The 25,321-nt window shown below is 43.9% G+C and carries 18 protein-coding genes; 12 read left to right on the top strand and 6 right to left on the bottom strand.

The genetic code is table 11. The features are described from left to right. Positions 1-368 precede the first annotated feature (368 nt). Positions 369-2,588, bottom strand: a complete 2,220-nt coding sequence (locus ACYX4M_RS15670; RefSeq protein ID WP_476080813.1) for an NADP-dependent isocitrate dehydrogenase — start codon at positions 2,586-2,588, stop codon at positions 369-371. A gap of 511 nt (positions 2,589-3,099) precedes the next feature. On the opposite strand from ACYX4M_RS15670, the gene ACYX4M_RS15665 reads away from it, so the two are divergent. From ACYX4M_RS15665 to ACYX4M_RS15620, 10 genes are all read left to right on the top strand, one after another. After that, positions 3,100-3,642, top strand: a complete 543-nt coding sequence (locus ACYX4M_RS15665) for an rRNA large subunit pseudouridine synthase E (RefSeq protein WP_476080812.1) — start codon at positions 3,100-3,102, stop codon at positions 3,640-3,642. A 403-nt stretch (positions 3,643-4,045) separates the two neighbouring features. Next, entirely contained in the window at positions 4,046-5,155 is a 1,110-nt protein-coding gene (gene mnmA, locus ACYX4M_RS15660; protein WP_438823580.1) for a tRNA 2-thiouridine(34) synthase MnmA, read from the top strand. Then, complete coding sequence (gene hflD, locus ACYX4M_RS15655) at positions 5,155-5,781, top strand: high frequency lysogenization protein HflD (protein ID WP_476080811.1); 627 nt, start codon at positions 5,155-5,157, stop codon at positions 5,779-5,781. The genes mnmA and hflD overlap by 1 nt, the downstream gene beginning before the upstream one ends. A gap of 13 nt (positions 5,782-5,794) precedes the next feature. After that, entirely contained in the window at positions 5,795-7,162 is a 1,368-nt protein-coding gene (purB, locus tag ACYX4M_RS15650; protein WP_476080810.1) for an adenylosuccinate lyase, read from the top strand. Between the two features lie 104 nt (positions 7,163-7,266). Continuing rightward, positions 7,267-8,115 (top strand): adenylate/guanylate cyclase domain-containing protein, encoded by an 849-nt coding sequence (locus ACYX4M_RS15645; protein ID WP_476080809.1) that lies wholly within the window; start codon positions 7,267-7,269, stop codon positions 8,113-8,115. A 202-nt stretch (positions 8,116-8,317) separates the two neighbouring features. Continuing rightward, positions 8,318-9,484, top strand: a complete 1,167-nt coding sequence (locus ACYX4M_RS15640) for a cupin domain-containing protein (RefSeq protein ID WP_476080808.1) — start codon at positions 8,318-8,320, stop codon at positions 9,482-9,484. 9 nt (positions 9,485-9,493) lie between these two features. Continuing rightward, positions 9,494-9,952 (top strand): GNAT family N-acetyltransferase, encoded by a 459-nt coding sequence (locus tag ACYX4M_RS15635; RefSeq protein WP_476080807.1) that lies wholly within the window; start codon positions 9,494-9,496, stop codon positions 9,950-9,952. 340 nt (positions 9,953-10,292) lie between these two features. Further along, positions 10,293-10,508 carry a PGPGW domain-containing protein gene (locus tag ACYX4M_RS15630; protein ID WP_476080806.1) on the top strand — a complete coding sequence of 72 codons (216 nt, stop codon included), beginning with the start codon at positions 10,293-10,295 and terminating at the stop codon, positions 10,506-10,508. A 355-nt stretch (positions 10,509-10,863) separates the two neighbouring features. Next, entirely contained in the window at positions 10,864-11,370 is a 507-nt protein-coding gene (locus tag ACYX4M_RS15625) for a (2Fe-2S)-binding protein (RefSeq protein ID WP_476080805.1), read from the top strand. Next, positions 11,367-13,628 carry a molybdopterin cofactor-binding domain-containing protein gene (locus ACYX4M_RS15620; protein ID WP_476080804.1) on the top strand — a complete coding sequence of 754 codons (2,262 nt, stop codon included), beginning with the start codon at positions 11,367-11,369 and terminating at the stop codon, positions 13,626-13,628. The genes ACYX4M_RS15625 and ACYX4M_RS15620 overlap by 4 nt, the downstream gene beginning before the upstream one ends. Positions 13,629-14,593: 965 nt before the next feature. Here the strand turns inward: ACYX4M_RS15620 and ACYX4M_RS15615 are convergent. Then, positions 14,594-14,743, bottom strand: coding sequence for a hypothetical protein (locus ACYX4M_RS15615; RefSeq protein WP_476080803.1), 150 nt, complete (start codon positions 14,741-14,743; stop codon positions 14,594-14,596). A 294-nt stretch (positions 14,744-15,037) separates the two neighbouring features. Next, complete coding sequence (gene ppsA / locus ACYX4M_RS15610; protein ID WP_476080802.1) at positions 15,038-17,410, bottom strand: phosphoenolpyruvate synthase; 2,373 nt, start codon at positions 17,408-17,410, stop codon at positions 15,038-15,040. Positions 17,411-17,681: 271 nt separating this feature from the next. Here ppsA and ppsR point away from each other — a divergent pair, with 271 nt between their 5' ends. After that, positions 17,682-18,494: a posphoenolpyruvate synthetase regulatory kinase/phosphorylase PpsR gene (gene ppsR, locus ACYX4M_RS15605; protein ID WP_049586695.1), complete on the top strand. Its 813-nt coding sequence runs from the start codon at positions 17,682-17,684 to the stop codon at positions 18,492-18,494. Positions 18,495-18,572: 78 nt separating this feature from the next. Here ppsR and ACYX4M_RS15600 read toward each other — a convergent pair whose 3' ends face one another. Then, entirely contained in the window at positions 18,573-19,484 is a 912-nt protein-coding gene (locus tag ACYX4M_RS15600) for a hypothetical protein (protein ID WP_476080801.1), read from the bottom strand. A 279-nt stretch (positions 19,485-19,763) separates the two neighbouring features. On the opposite strand from ACYX4M_RS15600, the gene ACYX4M_RS15595 reads away from it, so the two are divergent. Beyond that, positions 19,764-20,228 (top strand): hypothetical protein, encoded by a 465-nt coding sequence (locus ACYX4M_RS15595; protein ID WP_476080800.1) that lies wholly within the window; start codon positions 19,764-19,766, stop codon positions 20,226-20,228. A gap of 80 nt (positions 20,229-20,308) precedes the next feature. Here ACYX4M_RS15595 and ACYX4M_RS15590 read toward each other — a convergent pair whose 3' ends face one another. Next, the gene (locus ACYX4M_RS15590) at positions 20,309-22,297 is read right to left on the bottom strand and encodes a tetratricopeptide repeat-containing sulfotransferase family protein (RefSeq protein ID WP_476080799.1); all 1,989 of its coding nucleotides are present in this window, start codon (positions 22,295-22,297) and stop codon (positions 20,309-20,311) included. Positions 22,298-22,473: 176 nt separating this feature from the next. Beyond that, entirely contained in the window at positions 22,474-25,176 is a 2,703-nt protein-coding gene (locus tag ACYX4M_RS15585) for a TonB-dependent receptor (protein WP_476080798.1), read from the bottom strand. Positions 25,177-25,321 lie beyond the last annotated feature (145 nt).

The raw sequence follows: 25,321 nt of genomic DNA, 5'->3' as shown, positions 1-25,321 counted from the left end.
TTTTATTATTAATTTTAAAGATTACAAACTTACCGATATTCCTATAACTAGTTTGCGCGAACTGTTGTCCGTAGACAGTTAACGCGTTAATTTTTCAATTTACGTACTTTCACATTTCTTTATAGCCAGCATATTTCGCGCTCTTTGTTGTTAGGCCACTTATTAATTTTGCCAACCTAGTAATTTAAAACCTTCCTAATCTACGAACTTTACTCTCCCCTTTTGTCACCCTTTTTTACTCATAAACTGCATAAAAAAAGCCCGCTTACATGTGTAAGCGGGCTTTCAAAATGTATTTAGATAACACTAACAGCTGTCTAAATAAGCTTACTTGATTGCAATAATATAACCGCGTCTAAACGCTATTATTATGCGCCAAGTATCGCTTTTAATGTCTGGCTAGGAGACATTGTTGCGAAAAGCTTATCTTCGTCTGGGTAGTAGTAACCGCCAATTTCTTGAGCGCTACCTTGAGTCGCATCAATCTCAGCCAAGATGTCATCAATTTTTGCAGATAACTCTTCATACACTGGCTTAAACTGCGCTGCTAAGTCTGCATCTTCAGTTTGGTTTGCTACTTCTTCAGCCCAGTATAGACCTAGGTAAACATGGCTACCACGGTTGTCAAGCTGGCCTGCTTTGCGAAGTGGCGACTTACCGTTGTTAAGTAGCTTCTCAGTTGCCTTATCAAGGGCAGTTGCAATTACCTTTGCTTTAGTGTTGCTTTGTTTGATCGCAACGTCTTCTAGCGATACCGCTAGCGCAAGAAATTCACCGAGAGAGTCCCAACGCAAGTGACCTTCTTCAACGAACTGTTGTACGTGCTTAGGTGCACTACCACCCGCACCAGTCTCATAAAGACCGCCGCCTGCCATCAATGGAACGATTGATAACATCTTAGCGCTTGTACCCAGCTCTAGAATTGGGAATAAGTCAGTTAGGTAGTCACGAAGTACGTTACCTGTTACTGAAATAGTATCTAGACCGCGAAGCGCACGTTCCATGCTGTAGCGGATAGCGCGTACAGGAGACATAATTTGAATGTCTAAACCGTTTGTATCGTGGTCTTGAAGGTACTTTTCAACTTTCTTGATAAGCTGCGCGTCGTGAGCACGCTCGTCATCTAGCCAGAATACTGCAGGCATGCCTGATTGACGTGAGCGAGTCACCGCTAACTTAACCCAATCTTGAATAGGTGCATCTTTCACCTGACACATACGCCAGATATCGCCTTCTTCAACATCGTGAGAGATAAGAACGTTACCGTCTTGGTCAACGATTGATACCGTGCCGTCTGCTTCTAGCTCAAACGTTTTATCGTGAGAGCCGTACTCTTCTGCTTTTTGCGCCATTAGACCAACGTTAGGTACAGTACCCATGGTTGTTGGATCGAATGCACCATGTGTCTTACAGAAGTTGATAACTTCCTGATAAATAGTGGCGTAAGTACTTTCAGGAATAACCGCTTTAGTATCGTGCGCCTTTCCATCTGGACCCCACATTTGACCAGAGTTACGGATCATTGCAGGCATAGACGCATCTACAATTACGTCACTTGGTACGTGAAGGTTAGAGATACCTTTGTCAGAGTTAACCATCGCAATTGGCGGACGGTCTGCATAACACGCGTTGATGTCTTTTTGAATTTCAGAACGCTGGCTTTCAGGTAGGCTTGCGATTTTATCGTAAACGCTACCAAGACCATTGTTTGGATTTACACCAAGCTCTTCAAACAGGTCACCCCATTTGTTGAATAGATCTTTGTAGAACACTTTCACACAGTGACCGAATACGATTGGGTGAGACACCTTCATCATGGTCGCTTTTACGTGTAGTGAGAATAGAACGCCCGTGTTCTTCGCATCTTCAATTTGCTCTTCGAAGAACTCGCAAAGCGCCTTCTTACTCATGAACATGCCGTCGATAACTTCGCCAGCAAGGAGATCTACGCGAGGCTTAAGCGTTTTCTTGCTTCCATCTTTGCTAGTGAATTCAATGCTCACGTAGCCGTCTTTTTCTACGGTTACTGACTTCTCGCCAGAGTAGAAGTCGCCACCGCGCATATGTGCAACGTGTGAACGAGAGGCTTGAGACCACTCACCCATTGAATGCGGGTGCTTGCGGGCATAGTTTTTAACCGCTGTCGGTGCACGACGGTCTGAGTTACCTTCACGTAGAACAGGGTTTACCGCACTGCCAAGTACTTTACCGTAACGCTCGCGAATTTCTTCGTCTTCAGCTGTTTTCGGTGAATCAGGAAACGCAGGTACGTTAAAGCCTTTTGCGTTTAATTCTTTGATAGTTGCACGCAGCTGTGGAATTGAGGCACTGATGTTTGGAAGCTTGATGATGTTAGCATTCGGGTCTTGGGTCATCTCACCCAGTTCTGCTAATGCGTCTGGCACTCTTTGCTCTTCAGAAAGATACTCTGGGAAATTTGCCAATACACGCGCAGCAAGTGAGATATCGCTTAGTTCTACATCGATATCTGCGGCTGCAGCAAACTTCTGGATAATTGGAAGAAGTGAATATGTCGCCAACATTGGCGCTTCATCAGTCTTCGTATAGATGATCTTAGACTTGGTCATTATATACCTCAATTTTTTCGACAGGGTACTGTCGTTTTTAGTCCATTAGGTCGCAATGACCCGCAACGTTAAGATGTCGCGCCCACAGTCATTGCGAAACGTATTTGATGTTTTCCACCTTCTGCTCTTAGCTGCAAAAGGTCACTTGTTGTATTCTTCCCCGCATATTATTCAATTCCTTATGTTAGCAATATGCATCTCATGGCTTTGCGCTTGACTGCCTAGTCATACGCAATTTCGAGATACGGTGTATAAGCAAGCCCGCTTATCACTGCTAAAACTGTCTAATAATTATGCAGATGCGCTCTCTTATAAAAATGGGAGCGACCATTAGTATAGGGTCGAAAGTTTGAGTTACAAGTCATACCATTGTCTTAACTTATAAGATCACTGAATTTATCGACAAACTTCGTTGAGCTAACCACTATTTGCGGTTGATTTTCCCATGCGAAGCATCATCATTTGTCGTAAAATCCCCTCGAAATTTTGAAATTAAATAAGCGGAAGTAACATGTCTTCAAACGCTAAAGTGGTGCTTTTTAACAAACCGTTTCAAGTGCTTTCCCAATTCACGGACGCCGACGGCAGAGAAACGCTAAAAGATTACATAGATATTCCCGATGTTTATGCAGCAGGACGACTAGACAGAGACTCGGAAGGTCTACTTGTACTTACTAATGATGGAAAGCTTCAGCACAAACTTGCTAACCCAAAAGCAAAAACCAGCAAGACTTATTGGGTGCAAGTTGAAGGTATTATGGACGAAAAAGCGATGCAGGCGCTTCGCGACGGTGTAGATTTAAAAGACGGCATGACCCGCCCAGCAAAAGTAAAAGCGATGAAAGAGCCTGATGTTTGGCCAAGAAACCCACCTGTGCGCTTTCGACAATCTATTCCAACTAGCTGGGTGGCAATTACCATCACAGAAGGCAGAAACCGACAAGTAAGGCGTATGACAGCGCATGTAGGGTTCCCTACTCTTCGCCTCATAAGATATCGAGTCGGCAACTGGACCATAGATGGTATTGCAAATGGCAAATACGTGAGTTTTTAATGATAAAAGCAAATCCCATGCTTGAATTCAACTTTGACGACCACACTAATGTGGCACCGAGAAGCTGGAAATATATCAACCGATAGGCATTGCTGTGCCTTGTGGTACTCATTAACGTACAGAGACATTTGTGCATTGAGAACCAAGCATGCTCACGCACATATTTAATTACTTAATCAGATAAGGATTAAATGTGAATTACCGATCGGAATCTGATAAAATCCGCGACCTCGAAAACAGGCCTATTTATTCTTGGTAACTTACGTTAAAGCTCACATAGTAGCTTGGTGGAATAGCCCAGCAAATGAGTAACTGTATTGGCAAATTCATAAGTATGTTAATGCATGACACCATGAGCAAATAAGGTTTCTTTTTTATTAATTAAATGAGTGTGCAATCCGTAGTGAGTGATATTGAATCTAACGCCAGCAAAAAAGTGATCGTCGGTATGTCCGGCGGAGTCGATTCGTCTGTTTCAGCCTACCTGCTCCAACAGCAGGGCTATCAGGTTGAAGGTCTTTTCATGAAAAACTGGGAAGAAGATGATAACGATGAATACTGTGCCGCCGCGGAAGATTTAAAAGATGCCCAAGCGGTTGCTGACAAGCTTGGTATTGAGCTGCACACCATCAACTTTGCTGCTGAGTACTGGGATAACGTGTTCGAGTATTTTTTAGAAGAATACAAAGCAGGCCGTACTCCCAACCCAGATATAATGTGCAACAAAGAAATTAAGTTTAAAGCGTTTCTTGAGTTTGCAGCAGAAGATCTTGGCGCAGACTATATTGCCACGGGCCATTACGTTCGTCGCCGTGAAGTAGATGGAAAATGGCAAATGTTGCGCGGTCTCGACAACAATAAAGACCAAAGCTACTTTTTGTATACCCTGGGTGAAGAACACGTTGCTAAAACCCTTTTCCCTGTGGGCGATATTGAAAAGCCATTGGTGCGCAAAATCGCGGAAGAGCAAGGACTTATTACTCATGATAAGAAAGATTCTACAGGGATCTGTTTTATCGGCGAACGAAAGTTCAAAGACTTTCTAGCTCGTTACCTTCCCGCGCAGCCCGGCGTTATCGAAACCGCAGAAGGTGAAGAAATTGGGCAACACGAAGGCTTGATGTATCACACTTTAGGTCAGCGTAAAGGTCTTCACATTGGCGGTTTAGCTAAATACGGTGATGATCCTTGGTATGTTGTTGATAAAGACGTTGCTCGCAATGTACTTATTGTTGGGCAAGGTGCTGATCACCCTCGTCTTTATTCAAAAGGGTTAGTAGCCAAGCAGCTGCACTGGGTAGATAGAAAAGCGATTATCGAGCCTATGCGCGCGGTGGTAAAGACGCGTTATCGTCAGGCGGATATCCCTTGTACTATCACGCCAACTGAAAACGACACCATCGAAGTTGTGTTTGACGAACCACAAAAAGCGGTAACACCGGGCCAGTCGGCGGTATTTTACAGTGAAGAAGTCTGCCTTGGCGGCGGTATCATCGAGAGTTACATTCGCTGATGCTAGATACCGATATAGAAAACAATTTGGCCCTAGCTGGGGTATGTCAAGCTGCTGCGCTAGTGCAGCAGCTAGCTAGACGAGGCTCTGCTGAAAACGAAGCTATCGAAGCAAGTTTATCAAGCATACTGGTTACCGACCCAGAAACTCCCCAACAGGTGTTTGGGCAACTGTCTAATCTAAAAACCGGCTACACCACCCTTGCTGCACAATTATCTGACAAGCAAGCAACAAAAGACACAGAGCTAACGCGCTATATCGCAAGCATCTTAGGTCTTGAAAGAAAGTTAGCAAAAAAACCAAAAGCTATGCAGGAATTGGGCGAGCGTATCTCACATGTTCAACGACAGCTTGCGCACGTAGATTTCCAAAACCCGCAGATTGTTTCCTCATTGGCAAGTATTTACAGCGATATCATCAGCCCGTTAGCACCACGTATTCAGGTAGCGGGCAATCCAGATTATCTGAGCCAACCTGCTAATCAGCACAAAGTACGTGCCCTTTTGCTTGCAGGCGTAAGAGCAGCCGTAATGTGGCGCCAGATGGGCGGTAAGCGAAGAAACATATTATTTAAACGCAAACACATTCTTAACAGTGCTGTAAAAGCACTACGATTAATAAACTAGTGAGGAGCTTAAGGTGGAACTGAGTCAGTTAACTGCAATTTCCCCTGTCGATGGTCGATATGCTGGCAAAAGCGTAGAATTACGCAGTATTTTCAGTGAGTACGGCTTGTTAAAATACCGTGTAGAAGTAGAAGTACGTTGGTTACAAATGCTTTCTACTAACCCTCAAATTGAAGAAGTTCCTGCCTTTTCAGACACGTCAAATGTGCTATTAGACCAAATTGTTGCTGAATTTAGCGTTGAAGATGCTATGCGCATCAAAGAAATTGAGCGCACTACAAATCACGATGTAAAAGCCGTTGAATACTTTCTTAAAGAGAAAGTAGAAGACAACAGTGAGCTTTCTGCGGTAAACGAGTTCATTCACTTTGCGTGTACGTCTGAAGACATCAACAACCTTTCACACGGTTTGATGCTTCAAGAAGCCCGTGAAACGGTTATTCTTCCTTACTGTGACAAATTAATCGAAGCGCTAGTAGAACTTGCCAAGCGTTATCAGAATGTACCTATGATGGCCCGTACCCACGGTCAGCCTGCCTCGCCTACTACTATGGGTAAAGAGATGGCAAACGTGGCTATTCGATTGAAGCGTCAGCGCAGTCAAATTGCGGGCGTTGAACTGCTCGGTAAAATTAACGGTGCTGTGGGCAACTACAACGCACATTTGTCTGCATATAAAGATGTAAACTGGCACGGCGTTTCAGAGAAGTTCGTTACCTCACTTGGCCTTACCTGGAACCCGTTCACTACGCAAATTGAGCCTCACGATTATATCGCTGAAATGTTCGATGCTATTGCCCGCTTTAACACCATTCTTATCGATTTCGATCGCGACGTTTGGGGTTACATTGCACTTGGTCACTTTAAGCAAAAAACAGTGGCTGGCGAAATTGGTTCATCGACTATGCCGCATAAAGTTAACCCTATCGATTTTGAAAACTCAGAGGGTAACCTAGGTTTAGCCAATGCTATCTTTGACCACCTTGCAGCCAAGCTGCCAATTTCTCGCTGGCAGCGTGATCTTACCGATTCAACGGTTCTTCGTAACCTTGGCGTAGGTGTGGGATATGCGGTTATCGCTTATCAAGCCACGCTAAAAGGTATTAGTAAGCTAGAAGTTAACGAGCAAAGCTTGCTTAACGAACTAGACAACAACTGGGAACTATTAGCAGAGCCTATTCAAACAGTAATGCGCCGTTACGGTATTGAAAAGCCATATGAGAAACTTAAAGAGTTAACGCGTGGTAAGAAAGTAAATGCTGAGGTTATTGCCGAGTTTATCGATAATTTAGACATGCCTGATACTGCGAAAGCTGAGCTAAAAGCCTTATCGCCAGCAACTTACATTGGTGATGCAATCAGGCTGGTAGATCAGTTATAAGCGCTACGCCTTTCCAATACACTAAAAACGCGGTCAAAATACCGCGTTTTTTTATATCTACTTTTTACTTTACCGTTAAGTGGAAATTAATTGGGAGCATGTAGATGGACTTACACAATACTGGCGATAATGAGGGTGTCGTGCCAAGTGAGCACAACAGTCCAGCGTTTGGCAGCTATTACGCCTTTACCTTCCAAGAAAATAAAAATGGGGAAAGCGGTGAAAGTAATGCTCCTAGACTAAAACATAAGGTGCACAACGCCGTTGTGATCTTTTGTGATCTGTCGAATTACCAATGTCTGGCGGAGCAATACGGTGACATGATGTGTACTGGTATTGTAGAAGCACTATTTAGTCAATTCGATAACATCGCCAGCGAGTTTCAGCTCATTCCTTTGAAAACCAATGGGGACCAGTACATTGCCGTAGGTTTTTGTTGCAACAATAGTCTTGTAGAACCTTCTTTATACTACACATATCAAGATGAACCTGGAATTACTTTCAAAGAGGTTGCAAATCATGCTATCGAGTTTGCAATGAAGTCCCGTGACCAGGTCAGTAGCAACACCTTGCTAGTATCTACAACTTGTCAGCTTCGCGTAGGTATTGCTTCAGGTGCTCTACTAATGGGCTACTCTTCACGCATATCTGTCGGCTTTGATGTCTGGGGCTCAACCGTAAACAAGGCAGCAATGCTAGAGCAATTTACCGCTCCTAACACTATTGCGATATGTGATACAACTTACCACATGCTCGGCACCTCTTCCGTTAAAGCGTTTAATCCAGTAACCGAAGGTTCCGCTTATCCCACCGAAAATACCCCCGCCCTACATGAGAAGGATAGAAAAGCAGCTAACTGCTGCGCCCCACTGTCAAAGAATATGAGCCTGCACAGGTGTTATCACACTCAGATTAAGGTCAAAAATGATTTGTTAAATGCCTATATCTTTTAAAGAAGCCCACTAAGGTGGCATTCCCTTTTTCAATAATCGATAATGCCGCTTATACACTATTCCCCTCGTTAAAACGCTACGTTTACGCTATCGCACATGTAGTGCGCTAATTCGTAAGCTATTCGGCATTAAAATCACGCTTTTTGTATCACTAAGCGTAGTGAGGAGAACCCACTAAATTGGCTTACAAACAAGAGATGCTATGAGCACCAACGACAATACGTACTTTATTGATGTAAAAACAGGTACAGGCTTTAACGCAGAAACTTTTTTAAAGCATTACTGGCAGCAAAAGCCAGCTGTAATAAAAAATTTCTTTCCAAACTTTGCAGATCCGATCGATGAAAACGACTTAGCTGGGCTCGCACAAGAGTCTGATGTCGACGCACGAATCATAAGCAATCACCAAGGAAATTGGCACGTTGAGCAAGGTCCAATTAGCGACTTTGAAAAGGCATGCAAGGGGAAGTGGACCCTTCTCGTTCAGGGCGTAGATAAATATGTACCAGACGTTGCGCCAATCCTCGCACCTTTTTCTTTTGTTCCAAACTGGCGACTAGACGACCTTATGGTTAGCTTCGCTACAAACGAAGCAGGCGTGGGCGCTCATATCGACCAATACGATGTGTTCCTTGTGCAGGGCAAAGGAAAAAGGCGCTGGAGAGTAGGCAAACCTTCAGAATACAAGGAAATACACCCACACCCGAAACTTAGACAAATTGAAGGTTTTGAGCCTGTTATAGACGTTATTTGTGAACCTGGCGATGTAGTGTATGTGCCGCCGGGTTGGCCTCATGATGGCGCTACGATTGAAGACAGCCTGACCTACTCAGTGGGCTATCGGGCACCAGACAACCTGCAATTGGCAGAAAGCTTGGCGATGATGCTAGATAAAGGTGCTGGAAATTACCGCTTTACCGATGCAGGCCGAGCCATACAGTCAAACAGCACACTAGTTAATGCTAGCGATGTCGCAGCACTAAAACAGCAACTGATAGACGCTATTAATAGTGAAGATTTCACTCTTTCTCTTCTAGAAGCCATGAGCGAACAAGGGGTTCCGGAATTCCCACTCGAAGATGAAGTCACCTTAGAGCAGATTTCGAATGAATTCGCAGCAGGCATTAGCTTTGCTCCTGCGCCCGGCATTCGCGCGTTAATTTGCGATGGCAAACGCGGCCTACCACGTGCTCTTTATGTCAACGGAAGTCAATTTGCCTTTGGGAAAAGTGACCAAGAATGGTTTGAAGTGCTAGCATCGGGTACCGTTTTGAACGCAACTTGCTGTCAAGATGCGCCTTCTTTTACATTTTTAGAAACGTTAACTACACTTATTAATAATGGATATTGGGAATGGCACGAGGATTAACAGGCATATATGGCGTTTACCATACAAAACGTCGATTGGGAAAAGGACAAACATCGACTTAAAGCACTAAGGGAACATGTATTTGTTTTAGAGTGGCAAGTGCCAGTAGCTATCGAATTCGATGAATACGATAGCTCTGCATGCCATGTGCTATTAGTTAATGATGAAAACGAACCCATTGCCACCGGGCGCTTAACAAAAAAAGGCGAACTAGGCCGAATTGCCGTTAAGCGCTGCCACAGAACACTCCCAGTTTACCGCGCTTTGTTCGGGGCATTGATAGCGGCCGCAAAGCAAAATAACCTTCCCATCATTAAAGTTATCTGCAATTTGGAAAGCGTGTCATATCATCAATCTATTGGTTTTAAACCAGACGGTCACGTGTTTATGGACGCGGGAGTTCCAAGACAAAGGCTGAAATGTCCAGCAGAGCGATTTCCCCTGCCAGACGTAACCCAACTTCACTAGTTGATCTGCTTTTCAGCATAATTAGTTTAGGTTGCACTGACAATTACTGCCCTAGAAGGTTTGTGGTATTTTGTATCGCAAATAAACTTTCTGCACGGTTCATAAAAAGCTCACAAAACGCCTTACCACAATGGATGGCTTTAAGCGTTTAACCAATTATTTATTCAACAATATTCGTTAAATTGTATTATGCCTGTCCTATTACACAATCGTTGCACATCGATTACATGAATCAGGCCATATCAAATATGCACAAACATTTACACTTTTGCTCTTGGCAAATTAATAAGGTTGAGCAACACTATGAGAACATTAAGTGTAACAAATCGAATTTAGGCAAATGCGTATACTAAGACTTACTCTAGGGTCAATTTTATTTGTTGGCGGAATTGTTTTGACATTACTCCCTGGCTCTATCCTCTTTGTCGTAGCAGGTTTAGTGCTGTTGAGTTACGACTGGCCTAGAGCACGCGGATGGCTTAAATTTAGCCAGCGAACAATGACAATGAGCGCACGCAAAATTGACCGTTTTCTGCTTATGCGGAAGCTTCGATAGCTCTCACCTACGTATTTTTACCCCATTCGCATAGGTGTTTCGCCCATACAACACTACACTTCTCTTACTTCGTAAGTACTTCTTTCGTGATTCTTGCGTTATTTTATCGCAGTGACCTAACACTTAATCTTATGTATATGCGCAAAGATGCAATGCGTGTTAACGTAATTTAAGATAACAATTGCGAAGCCTTTAATAATAATACTAGTGGCATATATCTCTGCATGTTTAGCATCTTAGATAGTTCGTATCATCAGGCAATGTAACCGTATAGGTATGAATTTTGTAGTGCGTTCATATAGCGCCGTACTGCTTGGGTAGTTCATATTTATCGCTTACCTATGGAGACAAGACCATGATCACGTTTACCGTTAATGGTAACAAACACGAATTTTCTGGTGACCCATCAACACCAGTATTGTGGTACCTTCGTGACGAATTAAACCTTACAGGACCCAAGTTTGGCTGTGGTATGGCGCAGTGTGGCGCGTGTACTGTTCACATTGACGGTATGGCACAACGCTCTTGCGTATTACCTGTGTCAGCAGTTCAAGGCAAAAAGATTACAACTATTGAAGGGCTGAGCGAAAACGGCGACCACCCGGTTCAAAAAGCTTGGGTAGAACATAAAGTCCCCCAATGCGGATTCTGCCAGTGCGGACAAATTATGCAGGCAGCAAGCCTGTTATCAACCAACCCAACACCAAACGATGAAGAAATTGTTCAAAATATGTCTGGCAATATTTGTCGCTGCGGCACCTACCCTCGCATTCATAAGGCGATTAAATCGGCTTCAAAGTCAATGAGCGGAAATGCCGGTGTGAGCTACTTTGACCCAAGTAAAGCGGGAGAAGAAGCATGAATGAGAATACCTATTTTGACATGAATCGCCGCAGCTTTTTGAAATCGACAGCGGCGGCCGGTGCATTAGTTGTTGGTACCTATTTTATGGGCGGTGCGCCCCGTGCTATGGCGGGCGTTCTGGCAAAACCCGCAGAAAATGCAAAGCGCGCAAACTTGTTTATTGCACTTCGTCCAGACGGCATGGTTGAAGTAACCTGCCACCGAAGTGAAATGGGTCAGCAAATCCGTACCGCCATCGCACAAATTGTTGCAGACGAAATGGAAGCGGCCTGGGATAAGATTATTGTTATTCAGGGCAAAGGCGACCCCAAATACGGTGACCAAAACACCGATGGCTCCCGCAGCATTCGCTTCAATATGCAGCGCCTTCGCGAAATGGGCGCAAGCGTACGCTATATGATGCAACATGCAGCGGCCAAGCGTTGGGGCGTCGAGCCGAACACCTGTGTAGCCGAGCAGCATGTTGTTACTCATAGTTCAGGTAAGACCCTTGCCTATAAAGACTTAATAAATGATGCACTGACTATTACACCGCCAGAAGCAAACAAGCTTACGCTCAAAGATAGAAAAGAGTGGCGTTACATCAATACGGGTATGGCGCATATCGACCTTCAAGATATCGTGACCGGTAAAGCGACCTTTGCAGCAGATGTTCGTGAACCTAAGGCGCTTGTTGCCATTATTGAGCGCCCGCCTGTAGTGGGTGGAAAAGTGAAAAGCTTTAACGCAGATAAAGCAAAAGCAGTTAAAGGTGTGGTTGACGTTATTGATATACCCGCGCCTAAAGGTGCACCTCAGTTCCAGCCTAAAGGTGGAATTGCAATTATTGCCAACAACACATGGGCAGCGTGGCAGGGCCGCAAGGCGCTAGAAGTGACTTGGGACGATGGTGCCAACGGCGACTATAACTCAGCGAACTTTAAAGAGCAGCTGCTTAACACCGTAAATACACCTCAAGCGCTTGTTAGAGAAAAAGGCGATGCGTTGAGCGTTTTAGAAAAAGCCAGCGACAAGCTCATTGCTGACTATTACGTGCCGCATTTAGCACAAGCTCCCATGGAGCCACCATGCGCTACTGCTATGTACCATAAAGATCGCGTTGACGTGTGGGCCGCAACACAAAATCCGCAGGCTGATATGGAAACCGTGGGCGCTATGGTTGGTATGGAAAAGGAAAAGATAAATGTTCACGTTACCATGCTTGGTGGCGCATTTGGACGTAAATCGAAGCCTGACTTTTCTGCTGAAGCAGCATACCTTTCAATGAAAACGGGCAAGCCAATTCGCGTCCAATGGACCCGCGAAGATGATATTCAGCACGGCTTCTACCATGCGGTGTCGGCACAGCACGTTGAAGCAGCGCTTGATGAAAATGGTAAAATTGACGCTTATCTTCACAGAACCGCGTTTTCTCCCATTGCCTCAACGTTCCAAGAAGGCGCAAATGCACCTTTCAGCTTTGAATTAGATTTGGGCTTTACTGACAACCCTATTTTGACGCCGAACATGAAGTTAGAACGCGGTGAAGCACCAGCAAAAGCTCGAATCGGGTGGATGCGTTCGGTATCAAATATTTTTCACGCCTTCGCCGTGCAGTCGTTTATCAATGAAGCGGCGCACAAGGCAGGTAAAGACGCGAAAGATTACCTATTAGACGTTATCGGCCCTGACAGAATTATCGATGTCACAGAGCAAAAAGCCGAGTACAACAACTATTGGGGTGACAAATCGGTCTACCCACTAGATACAGGTCGCTTGCGCAATGTCATCGAAAAAGTATCTGACATGGCTGGTTGGGGCCGTAGCATGCCAAAAGGCCGTGGTCTGGGTATTGCTGCGCACCGTAGCTTTTTAACTTACGTTGCTACTGTGGTTGAAGTTGAAGTGTCTGACGCTGGCGATCTTAGCGTGATTAAATCATGGGTAGCCATTGACGCAGGCACTGTGGTTAACACTGACACCGTGAAAAACCAGACTCAGGGCGGCTCAGTTTACGGTATTACTACTGCCATTAGTGACGGTATTACTTTTGATAAGGGCCGCGTACAGCAGAGCAACTTCCACAACTACCGTGTACCGCGTATGAGCGATTCACCACTAGAGGTTGAAGTTGAAGTTATTGAAAGCGATGCCCCTCCAGCAGGTGTGGGTGAGCCAGCTACACCGGTTTATGCGCCGGCGCTTTGTAATGCCATTTTCGCTGCTTGCGGTAAGCGCATTCGACAGTTGCCCGTAGGTGACCAGCTAAAAGCCTAGAAACTGAACTTTACCGCAAATAACATTTCATTGCGAAATTGTTGCGGATAGTAAAAAGGGTAATCACTTCAGTGATTACCCTTTTTTGTATGTATACGGTTGAACGCCAATTTGCCCTTGCTAGTATATTCACTCCGTTAGCGGACCAAGGCACACTGCGAAAATCCGCTATGGGTGCGAAAAAAGGCTGTAAAGGTTGTAAATACTAAGGCAAAAACAAGCAACAGATATGATGACGCACGCTACAAAGAGGTGAATGAAAATACCATAGCTTGCATACGCAAATACTGCGCAAATCAAACCAATCGTGAATTCAACAAGCGCTGCTTCGCATAAGGTTCTTATATTGCTAATTACCGGCTGTGCAAAAAACTTGAATTGATAGGCCATTTTTTATCTCACCGCTTTCTCATACTAACCACAATAGCATGTATATCTACATGCACAAAATTTAACCACCCCATCCAACACTACTAATTTTAATAGGGCAAACGCTTTGACCGCAAAAGCTCACCGGTATTAGCTGCCTAGATATATGAGTTGATAACCTTGAATTGGGAGGGCAGATTTTAGAGTCAGAGGCTTATCTAACGTGATGAATAAGTGGTTAAATTTGGTGAGTATATGTGGAACCTTGTTACTGAAAACGAAGGCGAGACAGTCTCGCTTCTTAAACCTTTTGTTTTGCTTATGCTCTTGGCACTGTTAAAGGTTTTAAGTAAGTTGAATTGATAAGTTATCTTTTGCAATTGAAAATAATAAAAAGCTTGCTAAAAAAACAAATAATACGGTAGTTCTCAGCATCGGTAGCAATAAGCTTTTAGCTAAACGCGCAACAGAATTTGTAAACCACGCTTTAAAGCTCTTATAAATGCCCGGTGAAAGTCAATGTGTAAACTTTCATATTTTTGAACCGTTTTGAAAGTAAACTACCGTTTTATTTCTAGCTCTACGCGACACAAAACTTATTCGTAGTTGCGTTCCATCCACATCAACTGCATTTTTAGTTCATTGATTTCTTTTTGAGCTTGCGCCAACTGCTCTGCCACAGAGCCTGATTGCATAACATTTTCTTCGGAGTTGTTTACTGAAACCGCGCTGTCATTATGTGCCATAAGAGTTCAACCAAGTTAGTTATTAATCTAAAACAAATTATGTAATACACATTGTAATAATACATTTTTAATTACATAAAGTCATGTAAACAATGACCCAAAGTCCATAGTTTTACGAAATAACGAGAGTTTTTTTAGGGAATGTTACGCTGGCATAAAGCTTAGTAAACCTCACACAAAGTTTTGAAGGCTCACTCAAACAAAAAAGAGACCAAAAGGTCTCTTCTTTACGCGTATTCATTAAGCGCTACATTAGCTAGTCACCTGACATATGTAGTACTCAGAACTTGGGAGTTAACCGTGCTTTTCAGCAAGATATAGCCAGGTCTCAACTACCGTATCAGGGTTAAGTGACACTGAGTCTATACCCTCTTCTACCAGCCATGCCGCGAAATCTTCGTGGTCAGACGGGCCCTGGCCACAAATGCCCACATATTTACCGCGTTTCTTCGCAGCTTGGATTGCCATTGAAAGCAGTGCTTTCACCGCTTCGTCACGCTCGTCAAATAAGTGTGCAATAAGGCCGCTGTCGCGATCTAGTCCCAGCGTTAGCTGCGTTAAATCGTTAGAGCCAATTGAGAAACCATCGAAGATATCCAAGAACTTATCAGCAAGCAAAGCGTTTGATGGCAGTTCACACATCATGATAATGCGAAGGCCGTTTTCACCTTTCTTAAGTCCCTGCTCTTCAAGAAGCTCGATAACTTGACGACCTTCTTCTAATGTACGGACAAATGGGATCATGATCTCAACATTGGTTAAGCCCATTTTGTTGCGAACGCGCTTAATGGCTTCACATTCAAGGGCAAAACAATCGCGGAAATCTTCAGAAATGTAACGGCTTGCACCACGGAAGCCCAACATTGGGTTCTCTTCGTCAGGCTCGTATTGATAGCCGCCAACCAAGTTGAAGTATTCATTCGATTTGAAATCTGACATACGAACGATTACTTTTTCTGGCGAGAAGGCTGCACCTATGGTTGAAATGCCTTCTACCAATTTCTCGATATAGTATTCCGTTGGTGATTCGTAACCCGCGATCATGTCGCTTATTTCTTCTTTCAACTCTTCTGGCTGGCTGTCGAAATTGAGCAGTGCTTTAGGGTGGACACCAATCATGCGGTTGATAATAAACTCTAGACGAGCAAGACCAACACCTGCGTTTGGCAAGCGAGCAAAATCAAATGCGCGATCAGGGTTACCCACGTTCATCATCACTTTTAGCGGTAGGTCAGGCATTGCGTCAATGCGCGACGTCACAACGTCGAACTCTAGTTCGTCACCGTAGATAAAACCGGTGTCACCTTCAGCACAAGACACAGTAATTTTGTCGCCGTTCTTGATACTGTCAGTCGCGTTACCACAACCAACCACTGCTGGAATGCCCAACTCACGCGCGATGATTGCCGCGTGACAAGTACGGCCACCGCGGTTGGTAACAATAGCAGAAGCCTTCTTCATGATAGGTTCCCAGTCAGGGTCTGTCATGTCAGTTACCAGAACATCACCCGCTTGGATTTTGTCCATCTCTTCAATTGAATCAAGCACTTTCGCTACACCAGCACCGATTTTGTGACCAATTGCACGGCCTTCACAAACAATGTTGCTTTGACCTTTTAACTGGAAGCGCTCAATACTTTGTGAGTCTTCACGACTGCGAACTGTTTCTGGACGAGCCTGAACAATATAAAGTTTGCCGTCTGCGCCATCTTTTGCCCACTCGATGTCCATAGGGCGCTTGTAGTGGTTTTCAATGATCTGCGCCTGTTTAGCAAGCTCCATTACTTCGTCATCAGTCAACGAGAAGGTTTTGCTGTCAGCTGCATCAATATCGACAATAGACACTTGCTTACCGTGTGCTTCATCATCTGAGTACACCATTTTAGTAAGCTTACTACCAAGGTTACGACGAACGATAGCAGGCAGGCCTTTATCAAGTGTTGGTTTGTGAACATAGAACTCATCAGGGTTAACCGCACCCTGTACCACCATTTCACCTAGACCAAATGAGCTGGTAATAAATACAACGTCTTCAAAGCCAGACTCTGTATCGATAGTAAACATAACGCCTGATGATGCGATGTCACTGCGCACCATACGCTGAATACCAGCAGATAACGCTACGCCTTTATGGTCGTAGCCTTGGTGAACGCGATAAGAAATGGCACGGTCGTTAAACAGTGATGCAAATACGTGCTTAATTGCCACAAGCACGGCTTCATAACCTTTAACGTTCAGGAAAGTCTCTTGTTGACCAGCGAATGAGGCGTCAGGCATATCTTCTGCCGTTGCAGAAGAGCGCACTGCAAATGACGCTTCTTCACCTGCATCACCCTGCAGCGTAACAAACGCAGTTTTAATTTCTTCTTCTAATTTGCCTTGAAACGGCGTGTCTATGATCCACTGACGGATATTCTTACCCGCTTCGGTAAGTGCATTTACATCGTCTACGTCTAACGAGTCTAAGACTTCGTGGATCCGCGCTTCTAGGCCACTTTGCTCTAGAAACTCATTAAATGCTTCGGCGGTGGTAGCAAAACCACCCGGCACCTGCACACCGGCGTTAGCCAGGTTTGAAATCATCTCGCCTAATGATGCATTTTTGCCGCCTACGCGACCCACATCATGCATGCCCAGTTCTTGATACCAAAGTACGTATTCTTGCACAGCCCAAGCCTCCAGCTTTTTTATGTGTAGGGTATGAGGTTAATTTCAGGTTTGTGCTTTTTGTCACCTGAAACTCATCAAATTGTAGTCGATATGTGGCGAAAACCACTGTTAACGCTGTCCATTAGTTTTGACAGCAAACCTTTGAAATTTACCGTCATTCACAAGAACCGTGTAGCTTTTCGACGAAATCATCTTAGAATGGGGAAATTCAGAAAGTAAACCCTTTATTACTTTTGTAATAAAATTACACCAATGTTAAGGATATGTTGTGCGCACAGCTTTTTATATTTCAGATGGTACTGCCATCACTGCAGAGGTCTTTGGCCACGCCCTGCTTTCCCTGTTTCCCGTTTCGTTCAATCACAACACCATTCCTTTCGTTGAAACTGAGGAACAAGCTCACAAAGTTTTACAGCAAATTTCTGAAAGTTTTCAAGACACCGGAGAAAGGCCGCTCGTTTTTTATACAATTGTGAATGTAGATATTCGCAAAATAATCTCGAAATCTGTGGGCATTAACTATAATTTTCTCGATCAATTCGTAGCGCCACTGGAAAAAGTATTGGGTGTTCCTTCAAAACCAGAAAAACATCGTACACACAGTATCCACGAAACCACCTACGATATTAGAATTGAGGCCGTAAACTACGCATTGGCTAATGACGATGGCTCTAATCTAAAAGATTATGATGAAGCAGACATCATTCTTACTGGTGTTTCACGCTCGGGTAAAACGCCGACAAGTCTTTACTTAGCCCTTCAATACGGAATAAAAGCAGCGAACTACCCTTTTACTGAAGAAGACATGGGAGACATGCTGAAACTGCCTCCTGCCCTAAGACGGTTTAAACATAAGCTATTTGGCTTAACGATTGCGGCCGATAGACTTCACCAAATACGGTCTGAACGCCGCGCAAACAGTAAATACGCATCGCTTCCACAATGTAGGATGGAGCTTCGTGAAGTTGAGAACCTGTATAGGAAAGAAAAAATTCCGTTTTTGAACAGTACTAAATATTCAATAGAAGAGATTTCGGCAAAGATTTTAGCCGAGACTGGACTCAAACGCCGTAAGTATTAGTAGCTCTAACAGTTGGTAAACAAAAAAGCGTGCCGCAATGTGCATTTTGCCTGCAGCTAATCGAAATCAACCTAACGATTAATGCGGTGCGTTATCTTTTACCAATTTTCGGTAGCGCGATAGCTGTAAAGATGGAAGCCCCTCAACAGATATTTGCTTGAGCCAACGCCTCGCTTTTTCAGTGTCGTTGCCCAGCGTAGCGTTTTCCGCTATGCGCAACTTAATACTGTTAATTTGAGCGATATCCTGCGCTTGCTCCGCACATGCTAAACCATTCAGGAAAGCATCCTCTGCCTCCTGATAATTCTTATTGTTGCGAAGTGCTACAGCATAATTATTGTAGGCGATAGCTTGCTGTTGATAATCGGGTAGTTTCAACGCCCAATTCAACGATTTAATTCGATATTCAATATGTTTTGCGTTATCGCCTTCTTTTAGCGCGGCGTGCCCAAGCTCAGCAAAGATCTCATGGTAAAAGACAGGCGCATTATAGTTTTCACCTTCCAGTTGCTCAGCAAAGTCCTGCGCTTCTTTCGTTTTACCAAGCACAGTCAAAAGATTTAAAACCCTTATACCTAATTGAGGGGACGGCATCTTTTCATATTGTGCTCTCAAGTCCGTTAAAGATTTAGTTAACGCTACTCTTGCTTCCTGCTCTCGGCCAACGGCCCGTAGCCACTTACCAAAAAACAGAGAAACTAATGGCTTGTACTCTGGTATGCCGTTCAAATTTGTAGCTTCAAGCCAAGGTCTTAGAAGGGCATAAAGCTCATCATAACGTTGAAAGTTAAATAAGATATCAAACCTTCTTACTTGAAGGTCCCACCATGGCGGTGTGTTCTTATCAATTAGAGATTGCTGTGCTCTGATTTTCGATAAACATTCGTCGACACTTTCCTGGCAAAGAGGCTGAATATCTTTTATCGCGGAGTTTGCGGGAAATATAAAAAACGCCAGGAATAATAGAATGGTGGCTAATGGAAATTTCATTATTATTACGGTAATACATTTATTTTTCGCGAATTATAGGTTAAAAGCAGTTCTTATAATAGTTAGTGAATGCGCCTAATTTCTAAGTTAGGCAGCTCAAACTGAAGACGTCTACTATAATTATTTAATCAATACTTCTTCCCTATCGAATGCTTCGTGACCTTTCGCTGATAGCAATTATCTATCACGGGTAAACAGTTACATCTCATTGATTTAACGTTATTGTTAGGACACTAGCGATACAATATAACATAACCAATCATTTAAGGAGTTAACGTCATGTTTACAGAAAAGATGGTTCATACAGCATTACAGACGTGGTGCGACAATGTGGTAGCGGTAGGTAAAGTACACGCCGAAGGTGGCGATGTAAAAGCATTCGCTTCACAAGTGCTGTCAGAAAACTATGACTATGACAATGGAAAAGTACTGTTTAAACCTACACTTACGTTTGGTTCGCAGACATTTCGCCCGACTAAAGAAGGCGCTTTGTCTTATTTCGTAGGCGGTAATAGTGACTATCCGAACGATAATGGCTTTAAACTAAAGCCATGGGTGAAAGTTTGGTATAGCAAAGAAGACTTTATCTTGAACGGTGAGCTTGCCATTGTTCAGTGTAACGTACACTTTATCGGCGAAGACGACAGCCATATTTTTGTAAACAAGAGCTTTGTTTTCAAACAATGTGAAGACGGAAAAATACGCATTATTCTTCACCAATCTTCGCTACCCTATCAGCCCTAAAAGGCTGTTGATACGCTTTAACTAATTCATAAAAAGTCATGGCTTAGAAACAGCCATGACTTTTTGTTTTTGACTATCACTTAATTATTTGTCTTCGACGTATCTCTACCTAGCGCTTGTTTAAGCTCACCTAAATAGTTTTCGAAGGGTCTCCACTGCCCCATACCTGTTTTATAAATAGGTTGACGAACTTGTTCAGAACTTGGCGTTTTAATAACCCTTTTAGTTTGGTGAAACGCCAAGCATGACTCTTCAAAGCCTAACCCACAAAAATCTAGAATGCGTTTAACCTGCCCTTCTAAATCGTCCAGCACATCTTCGTGTTGCACCGTGAGAATGCCGCCTGGCAGCACGCGATGCCAATGGTCCATAAGCTGTTCATAGGCATTATAGTAACGACCAATATCGCTAAGCGAATAGCTAAATTCTTGCCCTTCACCAAATAACTGTTTGAAGCCGCTGAAACAACAGTCCATTGGGTTTCTGCGTGCATCAATAATTTTAGCGTTAGGCAGTATCTTTTTAATTAAGCCAATGTGAATGAAGTTATTGGGCATTTTGTCAATGAAGAGCGGCGCACCTTGTCGATAGGCTTGGGTTTGCTGAATATATTGCTTACCTAGTTTTGACAGTGTCTCTTCGCTCAATGCTGATACATTTAATGGGTAAGGCGTAGTCTGATGACTAAGTGACGACGCTATCCCTAATATGTCATGCAGTTCCATCGTACCGTCCACTTGAGAATGCGACGCGAGGATTTGCTCTAGTAGGGTTGAACCAGCCCGAGGAAGACCAACAATAAAAATAGGAGCGGACGCCTGGCACCCTTGCGCTTTGTCAAAGCTTTCCTTTGTATAAGCCTGCTGTTGAGCCTGTAATGCCTTCTCAGTTTTAGCAATATCAAACTGTAGCGTACGCTTTTTAAGACTATTGCCTCGCGCGTAGTACTCAAACGCGCGCGAGGCATTCGCTTTGTCTTCAAATCCCTTTCCTAATGCAAAGCAAATATGAATTTCATCATCCAATTTTGTCGCATCAGCATCTACCAGCGCGACCATTTGCCTAAGCAGGTCATCACTAAACCGATAGGTTTTTGTGTTCGCTAAGCTCCAGTACGCATCGCCAAAGTCCTTTTCAAATACAATGGCTTTTTCATAGGCCTGTATCGCTTCGTCAATATCACCTTTAGCTTTTAGGGCATGCCCAAGTGCTACCCAAACTGCAGGCCTATCCTCGCTATCTTTTAATAACTCTTTATAAAGGTCAATGGCTTGCTCTAACTCACCAATACCAACCAGCGCGTGCGCCAAGCCTACTTTTACAGTGAAGTTGTCTGGTGATTGCCTTAGTCGCCTGTTCGCAACAGCCGCGGCATCAGGAAATTTACCCAGTTTAGATAACAGGTTTTGGTAGGCAGCGGCAGCTCTGTCATTTTCTGGATATAGCGTTACACAGCTTTCTAATAGAAATTCAGCGTCGCTATATACTTTCAATTGAATCCCAATTTCGGCGAGTAACATCATTGCTTCAGGGTGGTGCTCATGACTAGCTAGAAATTGTCGACATACTTGTTCAGCTTTGTGCAATTGCCCTTCGTGCATTAGATCTGTCGCACCTAATAACGGCTTGGGCAAAGATGTCAGAAATGCAATTTGCTGCTGACAAAGCGCTAGTGCTTGTGTTTGGTCATCTGCTTTATACACTTTTTCAAGCTGAAGCCACGCCGTTAATAACGCCGGATTAAATCGTGTAGCCTGATAAAAACTATGCGCAGCCTTTTTGCGATCAGAAGCCAAGTAACAGTAGCCCTGTTCTTGGTAAGCCCGGGCGTAATTTGGGAAGTATGCAATGAGTTCATCTGATGTTTCGATGGCGCTGCTTACATCAGCCAATAGACGGTATGCTACCGCTTTTAAATATAGCACCTCTTTGAGGGTGTTTTGGCTTACCCCCAATGGGTCTTTAGCCCGTCGAAGTATGTCGTTGCATCCAGAAATGACGGCCTGATGCTGTGATTGCATAAGCCCTTGCTTTAACTGCTGTATTTCTTTTTGTTCTTCTTGTGTCATTAAAAACGCCTGTTTTTAAATTAGCGTAAAAACAAAAAACGGCGAACTCATAGAGCTAGCCGTTTCAAAATTGGGGGCGAACACACCTTCATTTACTTAAAACTTATGAAGGCGTGTTGCCCCGGCACCGTTGTGTGCTAATCGTAAATCGCCAATTTAGCCTTACTAACTTAACCTTAATAGTAATCGTATGAGAAACGAAGGCCAATAGTACGCGGCCTATTTGTTACTACCTTAGGCGTGAATTGCTGCGTATCAATGTTTAAAATTGCACGCTCATCAAACACGTTATCAATGTAAAGTTCGGCTTTCCATACGTCGTTTGTTACACCAACAGCAAGGTTCGTCAGAATATATGACTCCTGTACGTAGCGGCCACCACGGAATGTTTCACCATTTGAATCGGTATATGTGACCCCTTCAAACACGTCAGCTTCTTGTTCAATCTTAAGACCTGAACCTGTGCCGTAAATAAGCGACGTTGCATCTTCCATTACATAGGCATCCATCACCATACCTGCCAAGCGATCGCCGGTATAACTTACAGAGCCGTTTACATACCCACGCTTATCACCCTCAAGCTCGAAGAAATAACGTGCATTAATGTTTCCAGAGAATTTCGCTGAGTATGGAAGCTCTGAGCCAACACCAGCCGCTATACCTTCAAGTTCTGAGTTTACGCGAGTTAATTCGGTATCTAATACGCTGAAAGCAGCATTAATGATAAGGTCATCAGTAGCAAGCCACGTCATGTCAGCATCAATACCTTTGATCTCTGCATCGCCTACATTGTCGGTGAATACCAAGAACGAGATGTTAGTGGGGTCGAAGCGCGACGTTTGCAGCTCTTCAATTTCAGAATAATAGGCTGTAGCGTTTACTCGGAATTGACCATCAAAGAAGTCACCTTTAAGACCCAATTCGTAGTTATCTAGCGTATCCGTTGTTGAGTATACTGGAATACGGAAGTTTTCAAATTTACCAGACTGATTCGTTGCCAGGCCACCACCAACACGGTTAGTAACCGGAGGTCGGAAGCCTTCTGAGTAGTTAGCGAATAGTAACACGTCTTCGTTAACCTTCCAGTCTAGCGAGAACTTAAAAATAGTGTCGTCAACGGTTAGCACGCCGTTGTCGTCTAACAGGTCTACCTCTAACTGCCCGCTTTGAATAGCCGCTGCTACTGCATCAGGGTCTAGTCCAACGGCCGCAAGCTCGTCTGGGTCTTGTGTACCGAATGCACGAATACGTCGCGTTACGTCAACGGTTGACGTTGAGCCCACGTAGATATCATCAATTTCATACCAACGTGCGCCAATACTTGCTGTAATCGTGTCGGTAATATCATACTCCAGCTGACCAAATACAGCGATTTGTTCAATGGTATGCGTGATATCGTTGATAAAGCTCACTTCAGAAGGGAAAGGACCACCATCACTATTAATGCCTTCATTACCTACTAGGGTGCGTTGAAGGTTATCAAACCCGAATGTCGTCATTTCTGTGTTGGCAATCTTGAACTGCCCAACAGTTGCAACTTCTTGTTCGTCATAGAACAATCCAGCAGTCACGCGCCATGGCGTATCCATTGTGGTATTGAAACGAATTTCGTGAGTATTACGGGTAGAAGACGTGTCTTCTTTGTAATATTTGGTTGGGTCTAAACAGCGCTCATCTGCGGTGTTATCAGGCGTATCGTAGTGGTTACACACGTAATACGCAGAGAATAAGCCACCGTTTGTATAGCCTGTATAGTCCGCTAGCGTATCAATCTCGCGGTCTAAATAACCACCGGTATATACCACGTTTAGCTTTTCTAAACGTCCTTCAAGCGTCCACGTAGTTAAACCGAATTCGTCTTTGTTCTCTTCTTGCTGGAAACGCAGCGCAGAGCTTTCACCTTCAAGCGTAGGGTCGTAGGCAAATACACCTTCTGTGTCTAATGTCTGTTGGGTGTGCTGTACAAGTAAGTCCCAGTCGTCATTAAAATGATAAGACAATCCAAAACGTGCACCTGTGTACATCGCATCATTGAAGTCTTCTTCGACAAGAGCATCGTTTTGTGGAGAAACAACGGCCGCTTCGGTATTAGAATTGATATTCGGATTAGTAATTCTGTTTGCGTCCATGCCTACCGGATCTGCTAATGGACCACCTGAGATGCGGTCAATAACCACAGCACTGCCGATGTAGCCACCCTCGCCCGGCACATTCATGACATTGTCTATCCAACCGCCTTGTTTGTCGTTATACGCGGCTACACGAACAGCAAGGTCGTCGGTAAGCGGCATATTGAAATACGCTTGTACCGAGTTGCTCATTTCACCGCCTTTAGTGAAACCGATGTTGGTATCGAAACCTGCAGCGAAACTCGTGTGCTCGGGTTTATTGGTGATTAAACGAATAGTGCCCGCCTGTGAACTAGCGCCAAACAATGTGCCCTGTGGCCCAGGAAGTACTTCTACACGTTGAACGTCTGTAGCGTAAACATCTAAATTACGCCCAGCCATTGATACAGGCATTTCATCAAGATAGAAGGCAACGGATGGCTGAAGCGCCTGTACTGAAGACAACATGATATTAGATTGGGTTGTTGCAGCACCGCGAATGTAGATTTCATTCTGTCCCGGACCTGTGCCCTGAAATACCACGTTAGGTAAGAATTCAACATAATCTTGGAAATTGTCTATGCCAAGATTTTCCAGTGCTTTTCCGTTAAGTGCAGTCACCGCAACCGGAACGTCTTGAATAGACTCACTTCTTTTGGTGGCGGTAACTTCAATGGTTTCAAGTTTAGCAGGCGCTTCTGATTCTTGCGCAGCCAGAGAGGTAGATGCCAATGCAGCGATGATGGCACAGCTAAGCTGAGTTTTACGCATGTGTGTGTGTTTCCTTCAATTGGTTTTTATTCTTCGGATTGTGTTTACTTAAGACACATATCAAAAAGATCATGTAATACAATACATCAAGCACCATTAATTTCTACACTAACGATTACTTTTTAACCTAAACAATTAAAAATAT

The sequence above is a fragment of the Alteromonas sp. ABV4_150 genome, from assembly GCF_056311745.1.
This window is presented reverse-complemented; position numbering and strand designations above follow the sequence as displayed.